Annotated in this window: 18 protein-coding genes; 7 read left to right on the top strand and 11 right to left on the bottom strand. The window is 64.9% G+C overall.

Features of this window, described 5'->3' with window-relative positions; all coding sequences use genetic code 11:
- Positions 1-4: 4 nt before the first annotated feature.
- The 6 genes from NA2_RS14190 to NA2_RS14165 are packed head-to-tail and all read right to left on the bottom strand — an operon-like array spanning position 5 to position 5,215.
- Positions 5-1,063 carry an ABC transporter ATP-binding protein gene (locus tag NA2_RS14190; RefSeq protein ID WP_008597674.1) on the bottom strand — a complete coding sequence of 353 codons (1,059 nt, stop codon included), beginning with the start codon at positions 1,061-1,063 and terminating at the stop codon, positions 5-7.
- Positions 1,064-1,092: 29 nt separating this feature from the next.
- Complete coding sequence (locus NA2_RS14185) at positions 1,093-2,235, bottom strand: mandelate racemase/muconate lactonizing enzyme family protein (protein WP_008597673.1); 1,143 nt, start codon at positions 2,233-2,235, stop codon at positions 1,093-1,095.
- A 6-nt stretch (positions 2,236-2,241) separates the two neighbouring features.
- Positions 2,242-2,574 carry a hypothetical protein gene (locus tag NA2_RS14180; RefSeq protein ID WP_008597672.1) on the bottom strand — a complete coding sequence of 111 codons (333 nt, stop codon included), beginning with the start codon at positions 2,572-2,574 and terminating at the stop codon, positions 2,242-2,244.
- Entirely contained in the window at positions 2,574-3,461 is an 888-nt protein-coding gene (locus tag NA2_RS14175; RefSeq protein WP_008597671.1) for a DUF6772 family protein, read from the bottom strand. Before NA2_RS14175 ends, NA2_RS14180 begins: the two co-directional genes overlap by 1 nt.
- Positions 3,462-3,492: 31 nt before the next feature.
- Entirely contained in the window at positions 3,493-4,320 is an 828-nt protein-coding gene (locus NA2_RS14170; RefSeq protein ID WP_008597670.1) for a carbohydrate ABC transporter permease, read from the bottom strand.
- The gene (locus NA2_RS14165) at positions 4,313-5,215 is read right to left on the bottom strand and encodes a carbohydrate ABC transporter permease (RefSeq protein WP_051011650.1); all 903 of its coding nucleotides are present in this window, start codon (positions 5,213-5,215) and stop codon (positions 4,313-4,315) included. The genes NA2_RS14170 and NA2_RS14165 overlap by 8 nt, the downstream gene beginning before the upstream one ends.
- A 265-nt stretch (positions 5,216-5,480) precedes the next feature.
- On the opposite strand from NA2_RS14165, the gene NA2_RS14160 reads away from it, so the two are divergent.
- Entirely contained in the window at positions 5,481-6,764 is a 1,284-nt protein-coding gene (locus NA2_RS14160; protein WP_008597668.1) for an ABC transporter substrate-binding protein, read from the top strand.
- A 35-nt stretch (positions 6,765-6,799) separates the two neighbouring features.
- On the opposite strand, the gene NA2_RS14155 is transcribed toward NA2_RS14160, so the two are convergent.
- Both NA2_RS14155 and NA2_RS14150 read right to left on the bottom strand, forming a co-directional pair.
- Positions 6,800-7,744 carry a succinylglutamate desuccinylase/aspartoacylase family protein gene (locus tag NA2_RS14155; protein WP_157188236.1) on the bottom strand — a complete coding sequence of 315 codons (945 nt, stop codon included), beginning with the start codon at positions 7,742-7,744 and terminating at the stop codon, positions 6,800-6,802.
- An 80-nt stretch (positions 7,745-7,824) separates the two neighbouring features.
- Positions 7,825-8,868 (bottom strand): D-cysteine desulfhydrase family protein, encoded by a 1,044-nt coding sequence (locus tag NA2_RS14150; RefSeq protein ID WP_008597665.1) that lies wholly within the window; start codon positions 8,866-8,868, stop codon positions 7,825-7,827.
- A 175-nt stretch (positions 8,869-9,043) separates the two neighbouring features.
- On the opposite strand from NA2_RS14150, the gene NA2_RS14145 reads away from it, so the two are divergent.
- The 3 genes from NA2_RS14145 to NA2_RS14135 are packed head-to-tail and all read left to right on the top strand — an operon-like array spanning position 9,044 to position 11,920.
- Positions 9,044-9,523, top strand: coding sequence for a RidA family protein (locus tag NA2_RS14145; protein ID WP_008597664.1), 480 nt, complete (start codon positions 9,044-9,046; stop codon positions 9,521-9,523).
- 14 nt (positions 9,524-9,537) lie between these two features.
- On the top strand, positions 9,538-10,443 hold the full coding sequence (locus tag NA2_RS14140; RefSeq protein ID WP_008597663.1) for a MurR/RpiR family transcriptional regulator: 906 nt from the start codon (positions 9,538-9,540) through the stop codon (positions 10,441-10,443).
- A gap of 4 nt (positions 10,444-10,447) precedes the next feature.
- The gene (locus NA2_RS14135) at positions 10,448-11,920 is read left to right on the top strand and encodes a M81 family metallopeptidase (RefSeq protein ID WP_040677939.1); all 1,473 of its coding nucleotides are present in this window, start codon (positions 10,448-10,450) and stop codon (positions 11,918-11,920) included.
- Between the two features lie 24 nt (positions 11,921-11,944).
- Here the strand turns inward: NA2_RS14135 and ade are convergent, their stop codons facing one another.
- The gene (ade, locus tag NA2_RS14130; RefSeq protein WP_081582691.1) at positions 11,945-13,645 is read right to left on the bottom strand and encodes an adenine deaminase; all 1,701 of its coding nucleotides are present in this window, start codon (positions 13,643-13,645) and stop codon (positions 11,945-11,947) included.
- A 393-nt stretch (positions 13,646-14,038) separates the two neighbouring features.
- On the opposite strand from ade, the gene NA2_RS14125 reads away from it, so the two are divergent.
- On the top strand, positions 14,039-15,358 hold the full coding sequence (locus NA2_RS14125) for an O-antigen ligase family protein (RefSeq protein WP_051011648.1): 1,320 nt from the start codon (positions 14,039-14,041) through the stop codon (positions 15,356-15,358).
- Between the two features lie 31 nt (positions 15,359-15,389).
- On the opposite strand, the gene NA2_RS14120 is transcribed toward NA2_RS14125, so the two are convergent.
- Positions 15,390-16,148, bottom strand: coding sequence for a class I SAM-dependent methyltransferase (locus tag NA2_RS14120; RefSeq protein ID WP_008597659.1), 759 nt, complete (start codon positions 16,146-16,148; stop codon positions 15,390-15,392).
- A 130-nt stretch (positions 16,149-16,278) separates the two neighbouring features.
- Here NA2_RS14120 and NA2_RS14115 point away from each other — a divergent pair, with 130 nt between their 5' ends.
- On the top strand, positions 16,279-17,544 hold the full coding sequence (locus NA2_RS14115) for a glycoside hydrolase family 5 protein (protein WP_008597658.1): 1,266 nt from the start codon (positions 16,279-16,281) through the stop codon (positions 17,542-17,544).
- A gap of 14 nt (positions 17,545-17,558) precedes the next feature.
- Here the strand turns inward: NA2_RS14115 and NA2_RS14110 are convergent, their stop codons facing one another.
- Positions 17,559-17,996: an Lrp/AsnC family transcriptional regulator gene (locus tag NA2_RS14110; protein WP_008597656.1), complete on the bottom strand. Its 438-nt coding sequence runs from the start codon at positions 17,994-17,996 to the stop codon at positions 17,559-17,561.
- A gap of 126 nt (positions 17,997-18,122) precedes the next feature.
- On the opposite strand from NA2_RS14110, the gene rocF reads away from it, so the two are divergent.
- Complete coding sequence (gene rocF, locus NA2_RS14105) at positions 18,123-19,043, top strand: arginase (protein ID WP_008597655.1); 921 nt, start codon at positions 18,123-18,125, stop codon at positions 19,041-19,043.
- Positions 19,044-19,047: the final 4 nt, after the last annotated feature.

Below are 19,047 nucleotides of genomic sequence, written 5' to 3'. Positions count from 1 at the left end.
GGTCCTAGATGCGCCGCGTTGTCTTGCTGTCGAACAGATGCACCTTGTCGAGTTCGGGCTGCAGGTGCAGCACATCGCCGGGACGGGCAGAAACCCTCTCATGGGTGTTGAAGACGATCTGCGCGCCGTTCAGCCTGCCAAAGAATGCAGTTTCGGCGCCGGTGGGCTCCACGACATCCACGGCCATCTCGAATCCTTTCTTCGCCATGCGCAGGTGCTCGGGCCGAATGCCGTAGTGGACTGACTGACCGGTCTGGCAGCGTTCGCGGAGGGCCGCGGGCACGGGCAGGGCAATCCCGTCGAACATGACATGCGCCCCGTCGGCGACGGTTCCGGCGATCATGTTCATGGCCGGGCTGCCGATGAACTGCGCGACGAACATGTTGGCCGGCGCATCGTAGAGATGAATGGGTTCGCCGATCTGCTCTACGAATCCGTCCTTCATGACGACGATCTTGTCGGCCATGGTCATGGCTTCGACCTGATCATGGGTAACGTAGATGGTGGTGGTCTTCAGCCGCTGGTGAAGCGCCTTGATCTCGACGCGCATCTGGACGCGCAGCTTTGCGTCGAGATTGGACAGGGGTTCGTCGAAGAGGAATACCTTCGGGTCCCGGACGAGGGCCCGCCCCATGGCGACGCGCTGCCGCTGGCCGCCCGAGAGCTGGCGCGGGAAGCGGTCGAGCAGATTGGACAGACCCAGAATTTCGGCAGAGGCGCTGACGCGTTTCTCGATCTCGGCCTTAGGCGCCTTTCGCAGGGACAGCGAGAAGGCCATGTTGTCGCGAACCGTCAGATGTGGATAGAGCGCATAGCTCTGGAACACCATTGCGATGTCGCGGTCCTTGGACGGGGTGCTGTTGACCACCTTGCCGTCGATCTCCACGTCTCCGCCGGTGATTTCCTCAAGCCCGGCGATCATGCGCAGAAGCGTTGACTTGCCGCAGCCGGACGGACCGATCAGCGTGACGAACTCACCGTCGGCGATATCGACGCTGATGCCATGGATGACATCGACATCGCCGAAGGATTTCGTGAGATTGCGAAGCGTTACTGACGACATGCGGGTCTCCAGGGAGAGGCAGGTTTAAACTAGCTGATACGGTGTTGCGCCAGGACGGAGCGGTCGAGCTCGATCCCGAGGCCGGGCGTCTGGGGCACGGCGAGGTGACCGTCGGACAACTGGCCGGCGTCTCCGACGAGCGGCGCACAGAGGTCCGTGCGCAGCGCGTTGTCGAACACCATGCATTCGAAGGTGCGGAAGCTTTCGGCGGCTGCCGCCAGATGCAGGCTGGCGGCGACGCAGATGGCGCCGGACCAGCCGACATGCGGCGCGTAGGAAACATGATGCGCCGCGGCGAGCTCGGCAATGCGCCAGGTTTCCGTGATGCCGCCCGCCCGGGTGACATCGGGCTGAATCATGCCGACGCTGCGATCCCCCAGCGAGATCAGGGCTTCCGCAGCAACATAGTCGCTTTCGCCGGCAGCGATCCGGATCGGCAGGTTCCCGGCCAGCCGGCGGTAGCCCGCACGGTCCTGCGGGACGATGGGTTCCTCGAAGAAGTCATAGCCGAGGTCCGCGAGAGTGCGCCCGACCTGCATGGCCTCGTCGAGGTCATAGGCCCAGTTCGCGTCCACGCCCAGCAGCGCATCCGGCGCGAGCCGGCGGACGAGCTGCACACGCTGCCTTGCCTCCGCCACGCCGCGCCCGAGCTTTACCTTGATCTGGGTGAAACCCTGATCAAGCACATGTGCGACTTCCTGCTCGACAGTCGCGTCGTCAAGCCAGTTGATCGAAGAAGCATAGGCCTGCACGCGCTGCCGCCCCATGCCGCCGAGAAGGCGGTAGACCGGGAGGCCGGCAGCCTTGCCGACGATGTCCCAGAGCGCGATGTCGATGGCGGCGATCGCCTCGACAAGCTGCCCGCCGGGGCGGCCGCTCATGGCGGAGCGCATCTTTTTCCAGAGGTGTCTGCAGTTGCGGGCATCCTCGCCGACGAGACGGGGCTTCAGCACATCCTCGATGAGGCGCGCATAGCCGGCGGCGCCGACCCGGGCCAGCCCTTCGCCGATGCCGGTGATGCCGTTGTCGGTCTCGACCTCGACCACCACGATCTCCAGCGCCTCGAACAGCGCCTGCGATGTCTTCTGCGCCTTCGGCAGGCGGATGCGAAGGGGATGGGCTCTGACGTCGCGGATGGTCACGGCGTCCCCGCCCGAAAACTGATCGCTCATGGTCTGTCAGCTCTTCAGGTGCAGGGTGACGAGAAGGGTCACGGCGCTGTCGTTCTGGAACTCGCCCGCCAGACGCAGCCAGTTGCCGAAATGGGTCACCCTGGCGAAGCTGACGGCGTTCCTCTCGGTGGGAAGGTCGAACGACGTTCCCTCGCGCACCCAGTTCATGCCGTCGGGCGAGATCTCGACATGGGCACGGCCGCCGGTGCCGACGGCGTCGCGGAGCGCCCGGACAAAGATCACGGCGTTCTCTGCCCAGCCGGCCTCGTAAGGCTCGCTGTGGGCGCGCTGCGACCAGACAACGTTGCGCGCCACGATGGCGCTGGTGCTCATGCGCATCAAAACTCTCCCGAAAGGCAGACTGAGTCGAGATAGAGGAAGCTGCGCTTGTTCGTGTCGGCTTCGGCGAAGAAGGCGACATTCAGCATGCACCACAGGTTCTTCATGGCCGGAATGCGCAGCGAATCGAAGCCCGACACGTCGAACACGCGGTCGTTGCACTGGAAATGCGTGCATTGCATCGCGCCGAGATCGAAGTCGAACCGCAGATAGTGCCAGTTCACCTTGGTCGGGATCTCATTGTAGCAGAGACGCTGATCGCCTCCTTCGAGATCCTCCCAGCCATCGGGCGCCAGGTGATAGTGGGAGATGGTCTTGTTCTCGCTGCCGATCGGCACGATCGGCACGGACTGGCGCTTGAACTGCCATTTCTGCACATGCTTGCCGTCGGCTGCGTTCAGGAAGCGCATATGCGGCATGACCCGCTCCGCACCGGCGCCCGCCGTGTCGCCCACCTGCAGGTCGAACAGGAAGCCGAACGAACGCACGTCGGTCTCGGACAGCTTAAGCTCCGTTGCCTCGGGTTTGAAGGTCACGTAGGCCTCGAGGCGGATGGGGCCGGCATGACGGAACGTGAGGCGCTTGATGGCCACATTCTGCGCGCCGGCCTGCGGCCGCGTGGCGATCTTCAGGGCGTAGTCTCCGTCGACGCCGCCATGCGAACCCGCGTCCCAGTGGCCGAGGGTCGACAGCATCGGCGACACGTGCTGGGCGTAGCCGGGCAGCATGGCGTCGAGGTCGTCCTCGTAATTGCCCACCAATTGTGTCCAACCGCAGAAGCCGCGATCGAAGTCGTCGAAGGCAATGATCCTTCCGAGCGGATCGAAACGGCTCAGGGCCGGGTCGCGGTGAAGGCTGTGCATCACCGCAGGCACGTCCGAACGCATATAGGGTCTCCTCTAAGATGAAACATCGCGGCTAGCCCTTGGTGGCCCCGGCGGTGAGGCCGGCGACAAGGTGCTTCTGGGCCAGGATGACAAACAGCAGTACCGGCAGGAGCTGCAGCGTGGAGGCTGCAAACAGGACGCCCCATTCGACCCCCTCGACCGCGCCGAACATCTCGGAAATCACGAGAGGCGCGGTTTTCGCATTGGTCGTGGTGAAGATGAAGGCGAACAGGAATTCGTTCCAGGCGTAGACGACGACGAAGACCGCCACCGCCACCATGCCCTGCGCGGAGAGGGGCAGGATCACCTTGCGAAGGATCTGCAGCCGCGTCGCGCCGTCCATGTGCGCCGCCTCGTCCAGTTCGCGCGGGATCTGGTCGATGAATGTCCGCATGACGAGCGTTCCCAGCGAGACGAAGAACGTGGCGTAGAGCACGATCAGCAGGATGTGCGTGTCGTTGAGGCGCAGCGCGTTGGCCACCGGGAACAGCGGAAGCGTGATGACGATCGGCGGAATGAGCCTGATGAAGATCAGGAAGAAGGCGCTGCCGGCCAGCGCGGGATGGCGGAAGCGCGAATAGGCATAGCCTGCCATCGCGCTTGTCAGGACGGCGAGCAGCGTGGCTCCCGTCGTGATGATCACGCTGTTGAGCAGCCCGTCGAAGAAGTCGCTCCACCGTGTCCACAGCCCCGTATAGTTTGACAGGGTCGGCTCGAAGAAGAGGCGCGGGGGCGCCGCGAAGATGTCGCGGTCGGCCTTGAGTGAGGACAGGGCGATCAGCATGATCGGTATCAGCGACCAGCTCAGCACGAGGAAGATCGCGAAACCCTTCAGGAATTTGCGGACGGTCTTACGCATAGGTCGCAAACATCTCCTTGTAGAGGCGGCGCAGGTACCACATGGCGAGGATCAGCGAGGCCACCACGAGCAGCCAGCCGGTTGCCGCGGCTTCGCCGAATGCGTTGTAGCGGAAGGCTTCGAGATAGAGATAAACAGCGAGAACCTCGGTCTGCCGGGCGGGGCCGCCGCCGGTCATGAGCCAGATCTCGGAAAAGAGCCTGAAGGCGAAGATGTAGCGGAACAGCATCGCGATCAGCATCGCCGGCATGAGCAGGGGCAGCGTGATCCGCTTGAACTGCTGGAACGGGCTGGCGCCGTCCACGCCGGCGGCTTCATAGAGGTCCTTGGGGATCGCCAGCCGCGCCGCGTAGAGAATGACAAAGGTGAAGGGCAGGTGCAGCCAGATGCTGAGCAGCGCCACCAGGATCAGCCCATGCGTCGGGTTGACCGACCATTCGAGGTCGGGCAGCCCGAGAAAGGCGAGGAACTGCGTGGCGAACCCCACGTCGTGATCGAACAGATAGCGCCACATGACGACCGCGCTGATCTCACTGACCGCATAGGGTGCTAGAACGGCGGCGAGCATGAACGGCCGGAACGGCACGCCGCTCGCAAAGAGCAGCGCGATGCCGAGGCCGATCAGCAGTTCGAGATGCACGACGATCAGGACGACGACGACGGTGTTGCGCAGCGAACGCCAGAAATACGGGTCGCTCAGCACCTTCACGTAGTTTTCGAACCCGACGAAAACCGGCGCCTGGCCAAATGACGACTTCGTCAGGCTGAGCCATGCGACATACATGACGGGCGCGAAGATCATCGAGATGATCAGCGCGTGCACGGGCGATATCAAGAAGAAGGCTGGTAGGCTTGCCGAAAGCCGCGAGGGCTTCTTCGCAGATCGCAATTTCATCAGCTGGTCCTGTGGTTTCCGCCGAAATGCAGCTTGTGTCGTTGGCGTCGAGGGCGAAAGCGGGTGTCCGCAGCCCCTGTCTTGTGATGTAGTAAAACTAAAAAATATGACCTGTCAACGTGGAAATCCGCTTGCCAAAACGGTGATTTCGTAATTATTCTACAATCCGTCTCGCACAACTGGAGGAGACGTCTCAGGCATAATCCGGCGCACAAGCGAGACCACGAAGCCGGTAGTGAGGGGACGGCCACGAAGGAGAAATCATATGCGCTTGACGAGAAGGGGCTTTCTCGCGGGGACGGCAGCCACCTGCGGTCTGTCCTATATCGGCGGTCCGGCATTCGCCCAGGCTACGGAACTGAATGTTTTCGCGCACCGGGTCCTGCAGAACGTCTCCAAGGGAACGTTGGGCGGAGACGCCACGTCCGCCTTCACAGAGGCGACCGGCGCCAATGTGACCTGGGTCACGTTCGAGACGGGACCGCTGCACGACCGTGTTTTCCGCGAGGCGTCGCTGAGCGAATCCACGGTCGATGTCGCGTTCCTGCTCAATACCTATGCGACGCCGCGCGTGACGGGTCTGTTCGAGCCGCTCGACGCTTATATGGAGAAGGACCCGATCGAGAATTTCGGCGACATTTTCCCTGGTCTGGTCGATGCGGTCACGTTCAACGGCCAGCTCTTCGCAGTGCCTTTCCGGCATGCCACGACGGGCCTGCACTACAATGAGGAAATCTTCGCCGAATGCGGCATTGAGGGGCCGCCCAAGACGATCGAGGAATTTGTCGACATCGCCAAGCGGTGCACCAAGACCCGGCCGGACGGCACGCCGGCGGTCGGGTTCATCATGCCGGGTCTCGCCTATCCAGAGGTGATCTCCTTCGCCCGCGCATGGGACGCAGATTTCATCACGCCGGACATGCAGGTGGTCGCCAACTCGAAGGGGATGGTCGCCGCACTTACGGCAATCCGCGATCTCTACGAGTCGGGCGCCGTGCCACGCAACATGGTCAGCATGAAGGCGGAAGACGCGAACACCTGGATGCAGACCGGGCGGGCGGCGATGAGCAAGGGGTCCTTCAGCCGCAACGCGCTCTACAACGACCCGCAGAAATCGCAGGCCGCCGGCAAGATCAAGACCACGGTGCTGCCGGTGACGGAAGCTCTCCTCGGCAAGTACGAGGTCGCCCCGGCCAAGGTCGAATTCTGGAGCATGGCCATTCCGAAAAACTCCCGCAACAAGGACCTGGCCTGGAAATTCATCAAGTCGATGTCTTCGCCGGAGGCCACCCTGTCGGCCGCGCTCAACGGCAACGGACCTGTGCGCAACGGGACCTATGACGATCCGAGGATCATCGAGAAACTGCCTTACTCGCAGGCGGAGCGCAGGGTGCTCGCGGTCTCGCGCGTTCCCCTGCCGGCTTTCGACGAGGCAGCGCGCGCAGCCGACTATTTCAAGGAAGAGGCGGAGGCCGCGGTCCTTGGCATGAAGACGCCGCAGCAGGCAATGGACGACCTGACGCGTCGGGTCGAGGAACTGCTGCAATAACCCGGGGGGTAGGGTGGGGCTTCGGCCCCCACCCTTTATCGGCCCAACAGCTCGTTGCGGGTCACGTCCTTTGCAAGGTGCAGCAGGACGTCCGCCTGGGCGCATCCAGCTGGCACGCGGCGGCAGACCAGAAGCCCGTCATCGGGCATGGCAAGCGCCTCGAGTTCGCGGTCGGGGCGCTCCAGATCCCAAAGGAAGCCGGCGGCCTCGCCCGCCTGGACGGCTGCGCCCAGGGTGTGCAGGGGTTCGAAGAATCCCGATCCCGGCGCGCGCAGAAAGCCGCCCGGCTCGACGCCCATCAGCCGCGTGTCGGCGGGCTTCGATCCGGGCCGTTCCATCAGGCCCAGATGCGCGAGCACGTTCATCAATCCCCGTTCGGCCACGGCGAGCGTACGCGGCGTGACGCCGCCCCCACCGCCCAGTTCCGTGGCCATCGCGGGAATACCTCTTTCCAGAGCCGTGGAGACCATGGTGCCGCTTGCCTCGGGGCTGCGCATCACCACCGTATGCGGAGCGGCGAAAGCCAGCATCAGATCCAGTGTCTTCTCAGCCAGGGGGCGGTCGCCCGGCAAGCGGCCGAAAGCGCAAGGCAGGTAGTCGAGCGTCTTGCCGCCGCTGTGCAGGTCGACGAGGCAGTCGGCCAGCGGCAGAAGCAGACGGGTGACGCCTTCCGCGACCTGTTCGCTGGGGGAGCCGTCGGCCCTGCCGGGGAAGCTTCGCGCGAGGTTCACACCGTCGATGGGCGAGGTGCGGGTCGCCGCCGCCGAGGCAGCCGGATTGACCACGGGCACCAGAATCAGACGCCCCGACAGGCGGTCGGGATGGATCGCGCGGGCGAGGCGCGAAAGGGCAATCTGTCCCTCATACTCGTCGCCATGGACGCCCGCGGTACACAAAAGCGTCGGACCCGGCGATCCGTTGAGTACAACCACCGGAACATTGATGCGGCCATAGGCGGAGCGGTTATGGGAGTGGGGCACGAACAGGCTCCCGAGGTGGCGGCCCGGTCGGTCGAGCTCGACGTCCAGGCGCGCCGGACCGGCAGCGGGAGGCGCAGCCCTCATCGGGCTGCCCGATGCGCAAACGCCGCGCTGTGCGTGAACAGGCCCGGGGTTCCTCCCGAATGCAGGAAGACCACGGAGGACTTGCCGTTGAGAACCTTGCGGCCGGCCTGTGCGATCAAGGCCGCCATGCCCTTTCCGGTGTAGACGGGATCCAGGACGAGGCCCTCAAGGCGTCCGGCCAGTTCCACGGCGGCGATGCTTTCCTCGGAGGGTATGCCGTATCCGGGGCCGACATGTCCGTCGATGATGTCGAAATCATCAGCGGCGAGGCGCTCGGGTATGCCGAGCGCGCCGGCGGCCTCGTTCGCCGTGGCGATGATCCATTCCCGCAACCGGGCCTCCGGCTGCTGGGCGCTGACGCCGATCACGCGGGTCTTGCAGTTCAGGCGCTTGAAGCCGAGCGCCAACCCGGCAGCCGTCAGGCCCGAACCGCTGACGACCATGATGGCGTCCGGCTGGCGGTCCAGCCGTGTGAAGTCCTTCACCAGTTCGGCCGCGCCGGCCATCCAGCCGACGACGCCGGTGCTGGCGCTGGTGCCGGTCAGTTGCACGATGAACGGCTTTCTTCCTTCGCCGCGGTAGGCTGCTGCGATGTCGTCGAGTTCCGCGCGGATGGCCGGATCCCAGGGGTCCGTCTGGCTGGTGAAGCTTTTCTTCGCGCCAAAGATGCCGTCGAGGAGCAGGTTTCCGACATGCTCCGTGCCCATCTTCGCCCGCAGATGAAGATGGCAGCCGAGGCCGATCTTGGCGGCTGCGCCGGCGAGGGAGCGGCAGAAGTTCGACTGGCTGCCCGCCGTGGCGATCAGCATGTCCGCGCCGTCCTGCAGCGCCTCCGCGAGAATGAAGTCGAGCTGGCGCAGCTTGTTGCCGCCAAGGGCGTAGCCGGCCATGTCCTCGCGTTTGATGTGAAGCGTCTCCAGGCCCAGATGACGGGCGAGGCGGGGCGCGCTTTCGAAAGGCGTCGGCAGGCTGGCCAGCGCCAGGCGTGGCCGCTGTGAAACCTCTTCAACCGAAATCGCGTGGCTTGGCTGTGATGACATGCACTCTCACCTGAAAAATTGTTGCGACACGGGCTTGCATTTGCGCAATCGAATCTTGCCATGTAGATAAATTACGAAGATACTCGCGTCAACGTGGTTCCGGTGCTTCTGATGGCAGCTGGAAACATGGTTCCAAGACATTTGCATCACGATGAAATCCAGGAGTGCCCCAGAATTGACCGCAGCTCACAGTATCGAGAAACGCCTTGCCGAAATGGGCCTTTCTTTGCCTCTTGTCTCTGAATCTAAAGGAAATTACCGATCCTATAAGATCGAGGGGAGCCTGCTTTTCGTATCTGGCCAGCTGTGTGTCGGTCCCGACGGGGCGATCGCTGAAGGGCACAAGGGGAAGATTGGGAGTAAAATTACGGAATCGGAGGGATATGCCGCCGCCCAGCTCTGCCTGCTGCAGGTTCTCGCCCATGCCCGCCTCGCCCTGGGATCGCTCGACCGTCTTCGCCAGTGTGTCAGGCTCGGCGGTTTCGTCAATGCGGAGCCCGATCTTCTGACGCCGGGGGCGGCTATGAATGGCGCTTCCGATATGATTGTTGAGATAATGGGCGAATCCGGCAAGCACAGCCGCACGACCATCGGCGTCGCGACCTTGCCCCTCGGGGCATGCATAGAGGTGGAAGGCGTGTTTGCATTCGACTGACGGAGAGGCTGGGCATGACGACCACAGATGAGATGGAACAGAGGCAGGCCGAGCTCGATGGCGAACGCTTCCTGGATCTTCTTGCCGCCCGCAAGGAGGAGCTGTCGCCTTCTGAAAAACGGGTCGCAGATTTCGTTCTCGAGGTGCCGGACAAGGTGATCCACATGTCGATCGGAACGCTGGCCGAGGCGGTCGGCGTCAGCCAGCCGACCGTCCTTCGTTTCGTGCGCACCATGGGACTGGCGAGCTATCCGGAACTCAAGCTCCGGACGGGACAGAGCATCGTCTCCGGCACGCCCTATGTGCACAGCGAAGTGGCTTCGGACGATCCCCTGGGGCAGATCATCGACAAGCTGCTCGATTCAAGCATCTATGCGTTGACAACGCTTCGCCGCTCGATCGACCAGACGGTTCTCGACAAGGCCATCGAGGTTCTGGCGAAAGCGCAGCGCATCGATTGCTACGGAACCGGCGCCGCGCGCATCCTGGCGATGGAGGCCCAACACAAGCTGATGCGCTTCGGCATTCCCGTCGTCACCTATGACGACACGCATCTGCAGCGCCTGGCGGCCGCGACCCTGCGGCCGGGTGACGTCGCGCTGTGCTTCTCCCACACAGGCATGGTGCGCGATACGGAGGCGATGGCGCTGAAGGCGCGCGAATGCGGCGCGACCGTCGTCAGCATCACGCGGCCGAGCACCGCGCTGTCGGCGGCCTCCGACATCGTGCTTGCCATCGATGCGCGTGAAAACACGGAGATCTATGCGCCGATGTCGTCGCGCGTGGCGCATGCCGTGCTGATCGACATCATCGCGACGGCGATTGCCCTGCGCGGCGGGCCGCAGCTGCTCGAGCGCCTGCGAGCGGCGAAGAACAGCCTTGCCGATTTGCGCATTTCCTCCCAGCCTTCCAGTGAGTAGCCACATGCGGAATCTCCGAGTGTTCGTCGCCTCGCTCGCGACCGAGACGAACACGTTTTCCCCCATTCGCATCGACCGCAGCGCCTTTGAAGACGCTTTCTATGCGCCTCCGGGCAGTCATCCCGAAACCCCGACGCTGTGCTCGGCGGCCTTCGTCGCCGCGCGTCGGCAGGCGCGGCTGCATGGCTTCACCCTGATCGAGGGGACGGCAAGCTGGGCGGAGCCGGCGGGCCTGGTGGCCCGGTCTGCCTATGAGGGGCTGCGCGACGAGATCCTCTATCAGCTGCGCGACGCCATGCCGGTCAATGTCGCGCTTTTCGGCCTTCATGGGGCGATGGTCGCAGAAGGCTATGACGATTGCGAAGGCGATCTTCTGGCGCGGGCGCGGGCGATTGTCGGACCCGATGCGGTCATCGGCATCGAGCTCGATCCGCATTGCCACCTCACCCAGGCGATGACCGATGCCAGCACAGTGCTGGTGACGTTCAAGGAAGTGCCGCACAGCGATTTCCTCGAGCGGGCGGAAGACCTGGTGGCGCTCGCCCTTAGCGCAGCGCGCGGTGATGTCAGGCCGCATGTCACGGTCCTCGATTGCCGTTCCATCGCCAATTTCCTGACCAGCCGCAGCCCCGGCCGCGAACTCGTGGATGACATCCTTTCGATGGAGGGGAAGAACGGCGTTCTGAGCATCTCCATCGTTCATGGATTTCCGGCGGCCGACGTCGCCGATGTCGGGACCAAGGTCGTGGTGATCACCGACGATGCCCGCGAGAAGGGGCGTGCGCTGGCGGCCGAACTCTGTACGCGGATACGGGCGTTCGGAGCCAACCGCATGCCCTACATGCCGGGTCCGGAAGAAGCGATCGATCTGGCGCTGGCAACCAAAGGCGGCCCGGTGGTGCTGGCGGATCGCTGGGACAATCCGGGCGGCGGCGTGGCCGGCGACAGCACGTTCCTGCTTCGCGCCCTGCTGGAGCGTCCGGAGATCGCCGCCGCCGTGGGCGCCATATGGGATCCCGTCGCCGTGACGTTCTGCCTGGCCGCCGGCTCCGGTGCGCGGCTGTCGCTGCGCTTCGGCGGGAAGGCAGCGCCCAGTTCGGGCGCCCCGGTCGATGCGGGTGTCGAGGTTATGGCCGTCACGCCCGACCATGTGGTGCCTTTCCAGGACAGCCGTGTTTCCCTGGGGGCGGCTGCCGCGGTCCGGATTGGCAGGCTCGACGTCGTGCTGGCGAGCAAGCGGGCGCAGACTTTCCATCCGGAAGTCTTCGAGAGCCTTGGAATCAGGCTTTCAGAGAAGAAAATCGTCGTGGTCAAATCGGCCAGCCATTTTCACACGGCCTTCGCGCCGATCGCCTCCGAGATCATCTATGTCAATTGCGGCGGACCCTATCCGCCGGACCCGGCCCGCATCCCCTATCGCCGTATCAGGCGGCCGATCCTGCCGCTGGAAGCAGCGGAACCGGTGTGGATGACGTAAAGCGCTTTGTTGTGCGGCAGGACCTCAGGGCACGATCATGAATTGGTCCACGTCGACCATGCCATGATCGGTGACCTTCAGATGCGGGATGACCGGAAGGGCCAGGAAGGCGAGTTGCAGGAAGGGTTCTTCCAGTGTCACGCCAAGCCCCCGGGCGGCATCGCGTAGGAGGATAAGCTCGGATTTGACCTGCTCGAAAGGCGCTAGGCTCATCAGCCCGGCGATGGGAAGCGCGAGTTCCGCGACGACCCCGCCGGCGCGGGTCACGACGAAGCCGCCCTCAAGCTCCTTCAGCCGGTTGGCCGCCAGCGCCATATCCTCGTAGTCGACGCCGACAACGGCGATGTTGTGATGGTCGTGGCAGACCGTCGAGGCGATGGCGCCCGCCTTCAGGTTGAAGCCGCGCACGAAGCCCGTGGCGATGTTGCCGTTCTTTCCATGACGCTCGATCACCGCGATCTTGACCAGGTCGCGCGCAATGTCCGGCTGCTTGTCGCCGTCGACGGGCTCGATCCTTTCCACCAGATGCTCGGTGATGATCTTGCCCGGCAGGATGCCGATGACCGGCGTTTCGGGCCTGTTGCCTGCGGTGCGGAAGGAGCGCGCCGAGATTTCCGGCGGCCTGACCGACCCGCGCGCCACCGGCGGAACGGTCCGGCGTGCTGCAAACGCTTCGGGCGTCAGGCGAACCCCGCTGCAGATCACCAGTTCGGCGCGGCATTCTGCGAGATCGTCGAGCACGACGATGTCGGCGCGCCTGCCGGGCGCGATCAGGCCGCGATCCTTCAGGCCGAACGCCTCCGCCGCCGAAAGGCTGGCCGCGCGGTAGACTGCGAGCGGTTCCGCGCCCAGCGCGATCGCGGTGCGGATCATGTGGTCGAGATGACCATGCTCGGCGATGTCGAGCGGGTTGCGGTCGTCGGTGCAGAAGGCGATGTAGGGCGAGTTTCGCTCGGTGATCAGGGGGTGAAGGGCATGCAGGTCCTTCGAGACGGACCCTTCCCGAATGAGGATGCGCATGCCCTTGCGCAGTTTCTCCAGCGCCTCGCCGGCGCTCGTCGCCTCGTGCTCCGTGCGGATGCCGGCTGACAGGTAGGCGTTGAGGTCGAGGCCGCTCACCAGCGGCGCATGCCCGTCGATGTGCCTGCCGCGAAAGGCTTCGAGCTTGGCCATCGCTCCCGGATCCTTGTGGATCACGCCGGGATAATTCATGAACTCGGCCAGCCCGATCACCGCGGGATGATCGCGATAGGGGACGAGATCCTCCGCCTCAAGCCGCGCGCCGGCGGTCTCCATCTCGGTCGAGGGGACGCAGGAGGAAAGCTGGACCTTTATGTCCATCAGCGTGTGGGCGCTCGCATCGAGAAAATAGCGGATCCCCTCGATGCCGGCCACATTGGCGATCTCGTGCGGGTCGCAGATCGCCGTCGTCACGCCGTGCGGCCCCACGCAGCGGTCGAACTCGAATGGCGTGACCAGAGAGCTTTCGATGTGCAGATGCGTGTCGATGAAGCCCGGAACCAGCACCTTGCCCGAAACGTCGATCGTTTCCCGACCCTCATAGGACGCGCAGGTCCCGACGATCATGCCGCCGCAGATCGCGACATCGCCGTCGAGCAGGTCGCCCGTGACCAGATCGAGGACGCGCCCGCCCTTCAGCACCAGGTCGGCCGGCTTGCGGCCATGGGCCTGGTCGATCATGTCCGGAAGCGGGGGCAGGGGCATGCTGGGCTCCATCATTCCTCGATCTGCGCCGGGATCAGCGACAGGCTGCTCCGTGGCCACCACTCCCTAGCACATCGCGACGGAGGGCTGCACGGCAATCCATGGTCGAGGCGGTTGCATGGAGCGGGCGGCCTCCGGCGGTGGATGCGCCGGAAACGGCTTCCACTTTCGGGTCCGATGCTCCGCGTGTCCGGGGAAACGTGTTTAACGCGGCCTTAATCGGCGCGGTCCCTTATAGGGGCAACGCACTCATGCGATGGCCGCGCCCTTGACCGAGAACTGCACAGAAGAGCGGGTTTCAATGCTCCCGCATGCGCTGCTTCCAGCAGGGGCGGCCATGCGGAGCGAATTTGCCTGCGGCCTGTGGCATTTCGGAAAGCCGGCCCGATGCGGATGAGCGGCGTGGCAACTCAGCGCGGGGCGGACTATCCGTTCGTCAAACGGCTCCTTGCCGCCGAGCATCTTCCGACGGTGATCGCCACGGTGATCCTCAGCACGCTGATCATCTCCTTCCGGCCCTTCCAGCCGAGCGGCGCGGAGCTGACCGGCAGCGGCGGCGACATCGTCAACCAGCTCGGCTTCGGCGGGCTTGGGGCGCTGTCGCTGGTCTCGCTGTTGACGCTGGTCGACCGGCGCGTGCTGTCGGCCCTTCTCAGCCCGTGGTGGCTGCTGCTTCTCGCCTTTCTGTTCCTGTCGATCCTCAACACGCCCGACCCGACCGCGACGATGCGCAGCGCGGCCTTCAGCGTGATCGGCATCGTGTCGGTGGCGGCCGTTCTGACCCTGCCGCGCTCGGCGGACGCGTTCTGCCGGGTGCTGGTCCTGGCCGGCTTCACGATCATCGGCCTCTCCTATCTGGGACTGGTGATCGTGCCGGAAGCGGCGATCCACCAGGCGGGGGACGTCGAGTACCAGCATTCGGGGCTGTGGCGCGGGGTGTTCACGCACAAAAACATCGCCGGTCCCGTGATGGCGAGCCTTTCCTTTGCCGGGATCTATCTCTGGCGGCGCGGCTGGCGGCGGGCCGGCGGCCTGCTGTTCGTGCTCGCCATGATCTTCGTTCTCAACACCGGGTCCAAGACCACGGCGGGGACCGTGCCGCTCGCCGGCCTGCTGATCGCGCTGCCTGGGATCTTCGGACTGCGCTTTCTCGTTCCGCTCTTCGTCGCTGCCGCGGTCTGCGGCATGGGCGTCGCGACGCTCGGCATCGTCTTCATCGAACCCGTGAAGCAGCTGGCGGCGTCGCTGGCGCCGGACCTCACCTATACGGGGCGCACCGCGCTGTGGGATTTTGCCGGCTCGATGCTCGCCCAGCGGCCGTGGACAGGCTACGGCTTCGAGAATTTCTGGCTGACGGAGACGGTGTTCACCTCAGATCACCCGTTCGACCGGGCCTGGGACGTGCGCGGCACGGTGCACAGCCACAACAGCTACATGGACCTGGCGATCGCCATGGGTTTGCCCGGGCTGGCCGTCGGCATCATCGCGTTCATCATCGTGCCGCTGCGCGACTACATGCGCGCGCCACTGCATCGCGAGAACGTGTTCCTCGCCGACTTCTTCATGATGATCGTGACGTTCGCCCTGTTCAACGCGTTCCTGGAAAGCTTCTTTTTCCGCAGGGCCGATCCGGTGTGGATGTTCTTCGTCATGGCGGCGCTCGGCCTTCGCCTGACGGCGCGCTTCATCGTGCCGGCGCATACGCGGCGTTGATGCTGCGCTCCAGGCCCCGCCTGCCTCAGGTCTAGGGATCGATCTCCATCGCCGCCGCGCGCTTCTGCGAAAACACCATCAGATTGGTGCGCAGGGCCGGAGGCATCAGCCATTGCAGGAACGAGACCACGGCAAAGCCGAGCGTCGTGCCGCCGTGATATTTCGGCGTGCCGTTCGAGATATATCCATGGTGCGACCAGCGTTCCTTGCCGAAGGCGCGCCGGATGCTGCCGGCAGTGTTCATCCGGTAGAATGTCGGGAAGGCGTCCTGCGCCGGGCGCTCTGGCCACACCAGCCGCATCAGGCCGTCCTTGACGATGTCGGGCACCATGTTGTTGCCGATCCCGACATAGCCGTAGGTGTTGGGCGTCAATGCGCAGAACCAGCCGCCGGGCTTGAGGACGCGCTCGATCTCCCGCGCGAAGACCTTCGGGTGTTCGACATGCTCGATGACCCATTCGCAGACGACGATGTCGACGCTGGCATCCGCCAGCGGCAGGGCGCCGCCGGGCTCGATGACATGCGCCTCGTCGAGATGGGGATGCTGCATCACGACCGGATCGACATCCAGGCCGATGACCCGCTTCACCCTGCCCTGGAAATTGCAGAAATTCCTGCGGAACGGCGAGCTTCCGTCGTCGAAGCGCGAGCCGCGTCCTGCGCCCAGATCGGCCAGCACCATGTCGGGGTGCACGAGGGCGTTGATGCGCGTGTAGAAGGCGATGTCCTCATCGTCGCGCGTAAATCCCCCGGCTGCCGTTTCCGGCCGCCATCGGTCAACAACAGTCATCGTCTGCCCCCTGAATAACACCATATGCCGCCCGCAACCGGCGCGTGCACCGTATCTTCAAAACCGCTAAAATTCGTTAATCGGCCGCCTGTATCCTGGCGATGCAGGAGATAGGACAGGGGGCCTCGGCATGGCAAGCAAGACCAAACGATTGAGCGGCAGTCCGGTCGCGGGTCTGCTTGCGATCGCTGCGCTTCTCGGTTGCCCGGCCAGCCCCTCCGAGGCGGCAACCTTCGCGCCGGGCCGCGGCGTCAATCTCGACCTCTGGGACACCTGGCCGAACGAGGCCGACTGGTCGCGCGAGGGCGTTCTGCTCCCTTATCCCGAATGGCGGCGCAAGATCGAGACCGAAGACCTGGCGCTCCTGAAGGGGACCGGGTTCGATTTCGTGCGCATGCCGGTGGACCCGATCCCTTTCCTTTCCCCCAACGCCCGCTCCTTCCGCGATCGCCTGTTCGGCTCGGTGCTGGAGGGGGTGCGGGCCATCAATGCGGCGGGGCTCAAGGTGATCGTCGACCTGCACCCGATTCCGCGCGGGGCGGATCGCTTCGCCGGCGTCGAGGAGATCCTGCGCGACGAGGCGCTGTTCGAACGCTATCTGGACCTGGTGCGGGAGATGGGACGGACGCTTTCCGGGGAAGATCCGGCACAGGTCGCCTTCGAACTCATGAACGAACCCGTCACCGGCTGCGAAGGCGCCGAGGGTGCGGCCTGGGACGACCAGCTCGGCCGCCTCTTCGCCGCGGCGCGTGCTTCCGCGTCCCGCATCACGCTGGTCCTGTCCGGTGCATGCTGGGGATCGGCGGAGGGGCTTGCCGCGCTCGATCCGAAGACCATTCCCGACGACAACATCCTGTGGGGTTTCCATACCTACCAGCCCTTCCTGCTCACGTCGCAGGGCGCGCTCTGGGCGGGTGATTTCATCCGCTACGTGACCGGCATTCCCTATCCTCCCCATGCCCACAAGGCGGAGCTGACAGATGCACTGGAGAAGGCGCGCGAGCGTATCCGCAGCGAGGCGCCTCTGCTGCGCCGCGCGGGCATGCTCGCCTATCTGGACGAACAGATCGCCCTGATCGATACGGAGGCCGAACTCGAGGAGCAGATGGCCGCGCCGTTCCGGGTCGTCGCCGACTGGGCCGACACGCATGCGGTCGATCCCGGTGACATCATCCTGAGCGAGTTCGGGATGATACGGCAGGAATACGAGAACCCGGTCGTCATGCCCGGCGAATGGCGGGCCGCCTATATGCGCGACATGATCGGGCAGGCGGAAACGCGCGGTTTCGCCTGGTCCATCTGGGGTTATGGCGGCGCGTTCGGCATCGTCGAAGAGTTCGGTGGGCGGCGCGCCGAAGACGATGTCCTGCGGATGATCGGAACGCTCGGGGAATAGACCGTCCGGCGACCCTACAGCCGCGCCCTGGTGCTGTGCGGCGTCGCCAGAAGCAGGTTCGTTTCGCTCGCCATGATGCCGGGAATGAGGCGGATGCGGCGCAGCACCGTGTCGAGGTCGGTCAGCGTCGCGGCGCCCAGTTCCACGATGATGTCCCAGCGGCCGTTGGTGGTGTGGATGGTCGAGACTTCCGGAAAGCCGCTCAGCGCATGGATGACGCGGTCCGCCATGCGTCCCTCGATCTCGACCATCATGACGCCGCGCACCGGCGAGCCGACGGCGTCGGCGCGCAGGACCACCGTATAGCCGAGGATCGCTCCAGCCTTTTCCAGACGGGCGATGCGGGTGCGCACGGTGGCGCGCGACACGCCGAGGTCCAGCGCCAGGTCGGAGATGCCGCGGCGTGCGTCGTGTCGCAGCAGCGTTATCAGGCGTTCGTCGAGCTGGTCCATTGTGTCATATCGGGCATCTGATCTTTCAAAACGATAGATCTCTCTGTCGTATTTGGCAAATTGCATTGTTCAAACTGCCGGTGAATCGCGTTCGAATGTTCAGGGTTTCAGGCGCGGGAGACGGCGATGCACTGCAAGATACTGGGCGCGCCCGTTCAGGACGGGGCGGGCCGGATGGGGTGCGAGATGGGGCCGAGCGCCCTCAGGACCGCGGGGCTGGCCGCGGCGCTCGGCGACCTTGGTCACCGGGTGAGCGATCTTGGCACCGTCGTGCCGGCCAGCGCCGGCCCGATCGTCCACGGAAACACCGCCCTGAAGGCGCTGCCGGAAATCGTCGCGTGGACGGCGGCGATCGCTGAGGCAGCCTATGCGGCGAGCGCCGACGGTATGCCGATCTTTCTCGGCGGCGATCACAGCATCTCGGCCGGCACGGTTTCCGGCGTCGCCCGGCGTGCTGCCGAGACCGGCCGGCCGCTGTTCGTGCTGTGGCTCGACGCGCATCCTGATTTCCACACGCTCGACACGACGCAGAGCGGCAATCTGCACGGCGTTCCCCTTGCCTATGCCAGCGGGCAGGCGGGCTTTTCGGGCTACTTCCCCGCCCTGCAGGCGCCGGTCGCGCCGGAGCGCATCTGCACCCTCGGCCTGCGCAGCGTCGATCCCGCCGAACGCGCCGCCCTCCAGGCGGCCGGCGTGACCGTGCACGACATGCGCGCCGTCGACGAGCACGGGCTGGCGCCGCTGCTGCGCGCCTTCCTCGAGCGGGTGACAGCGCAGAACGGGCTGCTGCATGTCAGCCTCGACGTCGATTTCCTCGATCCGTCCATCGCTCCGGCGGTCGGCACGACGGTGCCGGGCGGGGCGACGTTCCGCGAGGCCCATCTGGCGATGGAGATGCTGCATGACAGCGGCCTTGTCAGCAGTCTCGACCTGGTGGAGCTCAATCCCTTTCTCGACGAGCGCGGGCGCACGGCGACCCTGCTCGTCGATCTCACGGCAAGCCTGATGGGACGCCGCATCATGGATCGCCCGACAAGGAGCCATTGACCGT

Source organism: Nitratireductor pacificus pht-3B (assembly GCF_000300335.1).
Taxonomy (GTDB): Bacteria; Pseudomonadota; Alphaproteobacteria; order Rhizobiales; family Rhizobiaceae; genus Nitratireductor; species Nitratireductor pacificus.
The sequence above is the reverse complement of the archived record's forward strand: the minus strand, read 5'-3'. Positions and strand labels throughout refer to the sequence as shown.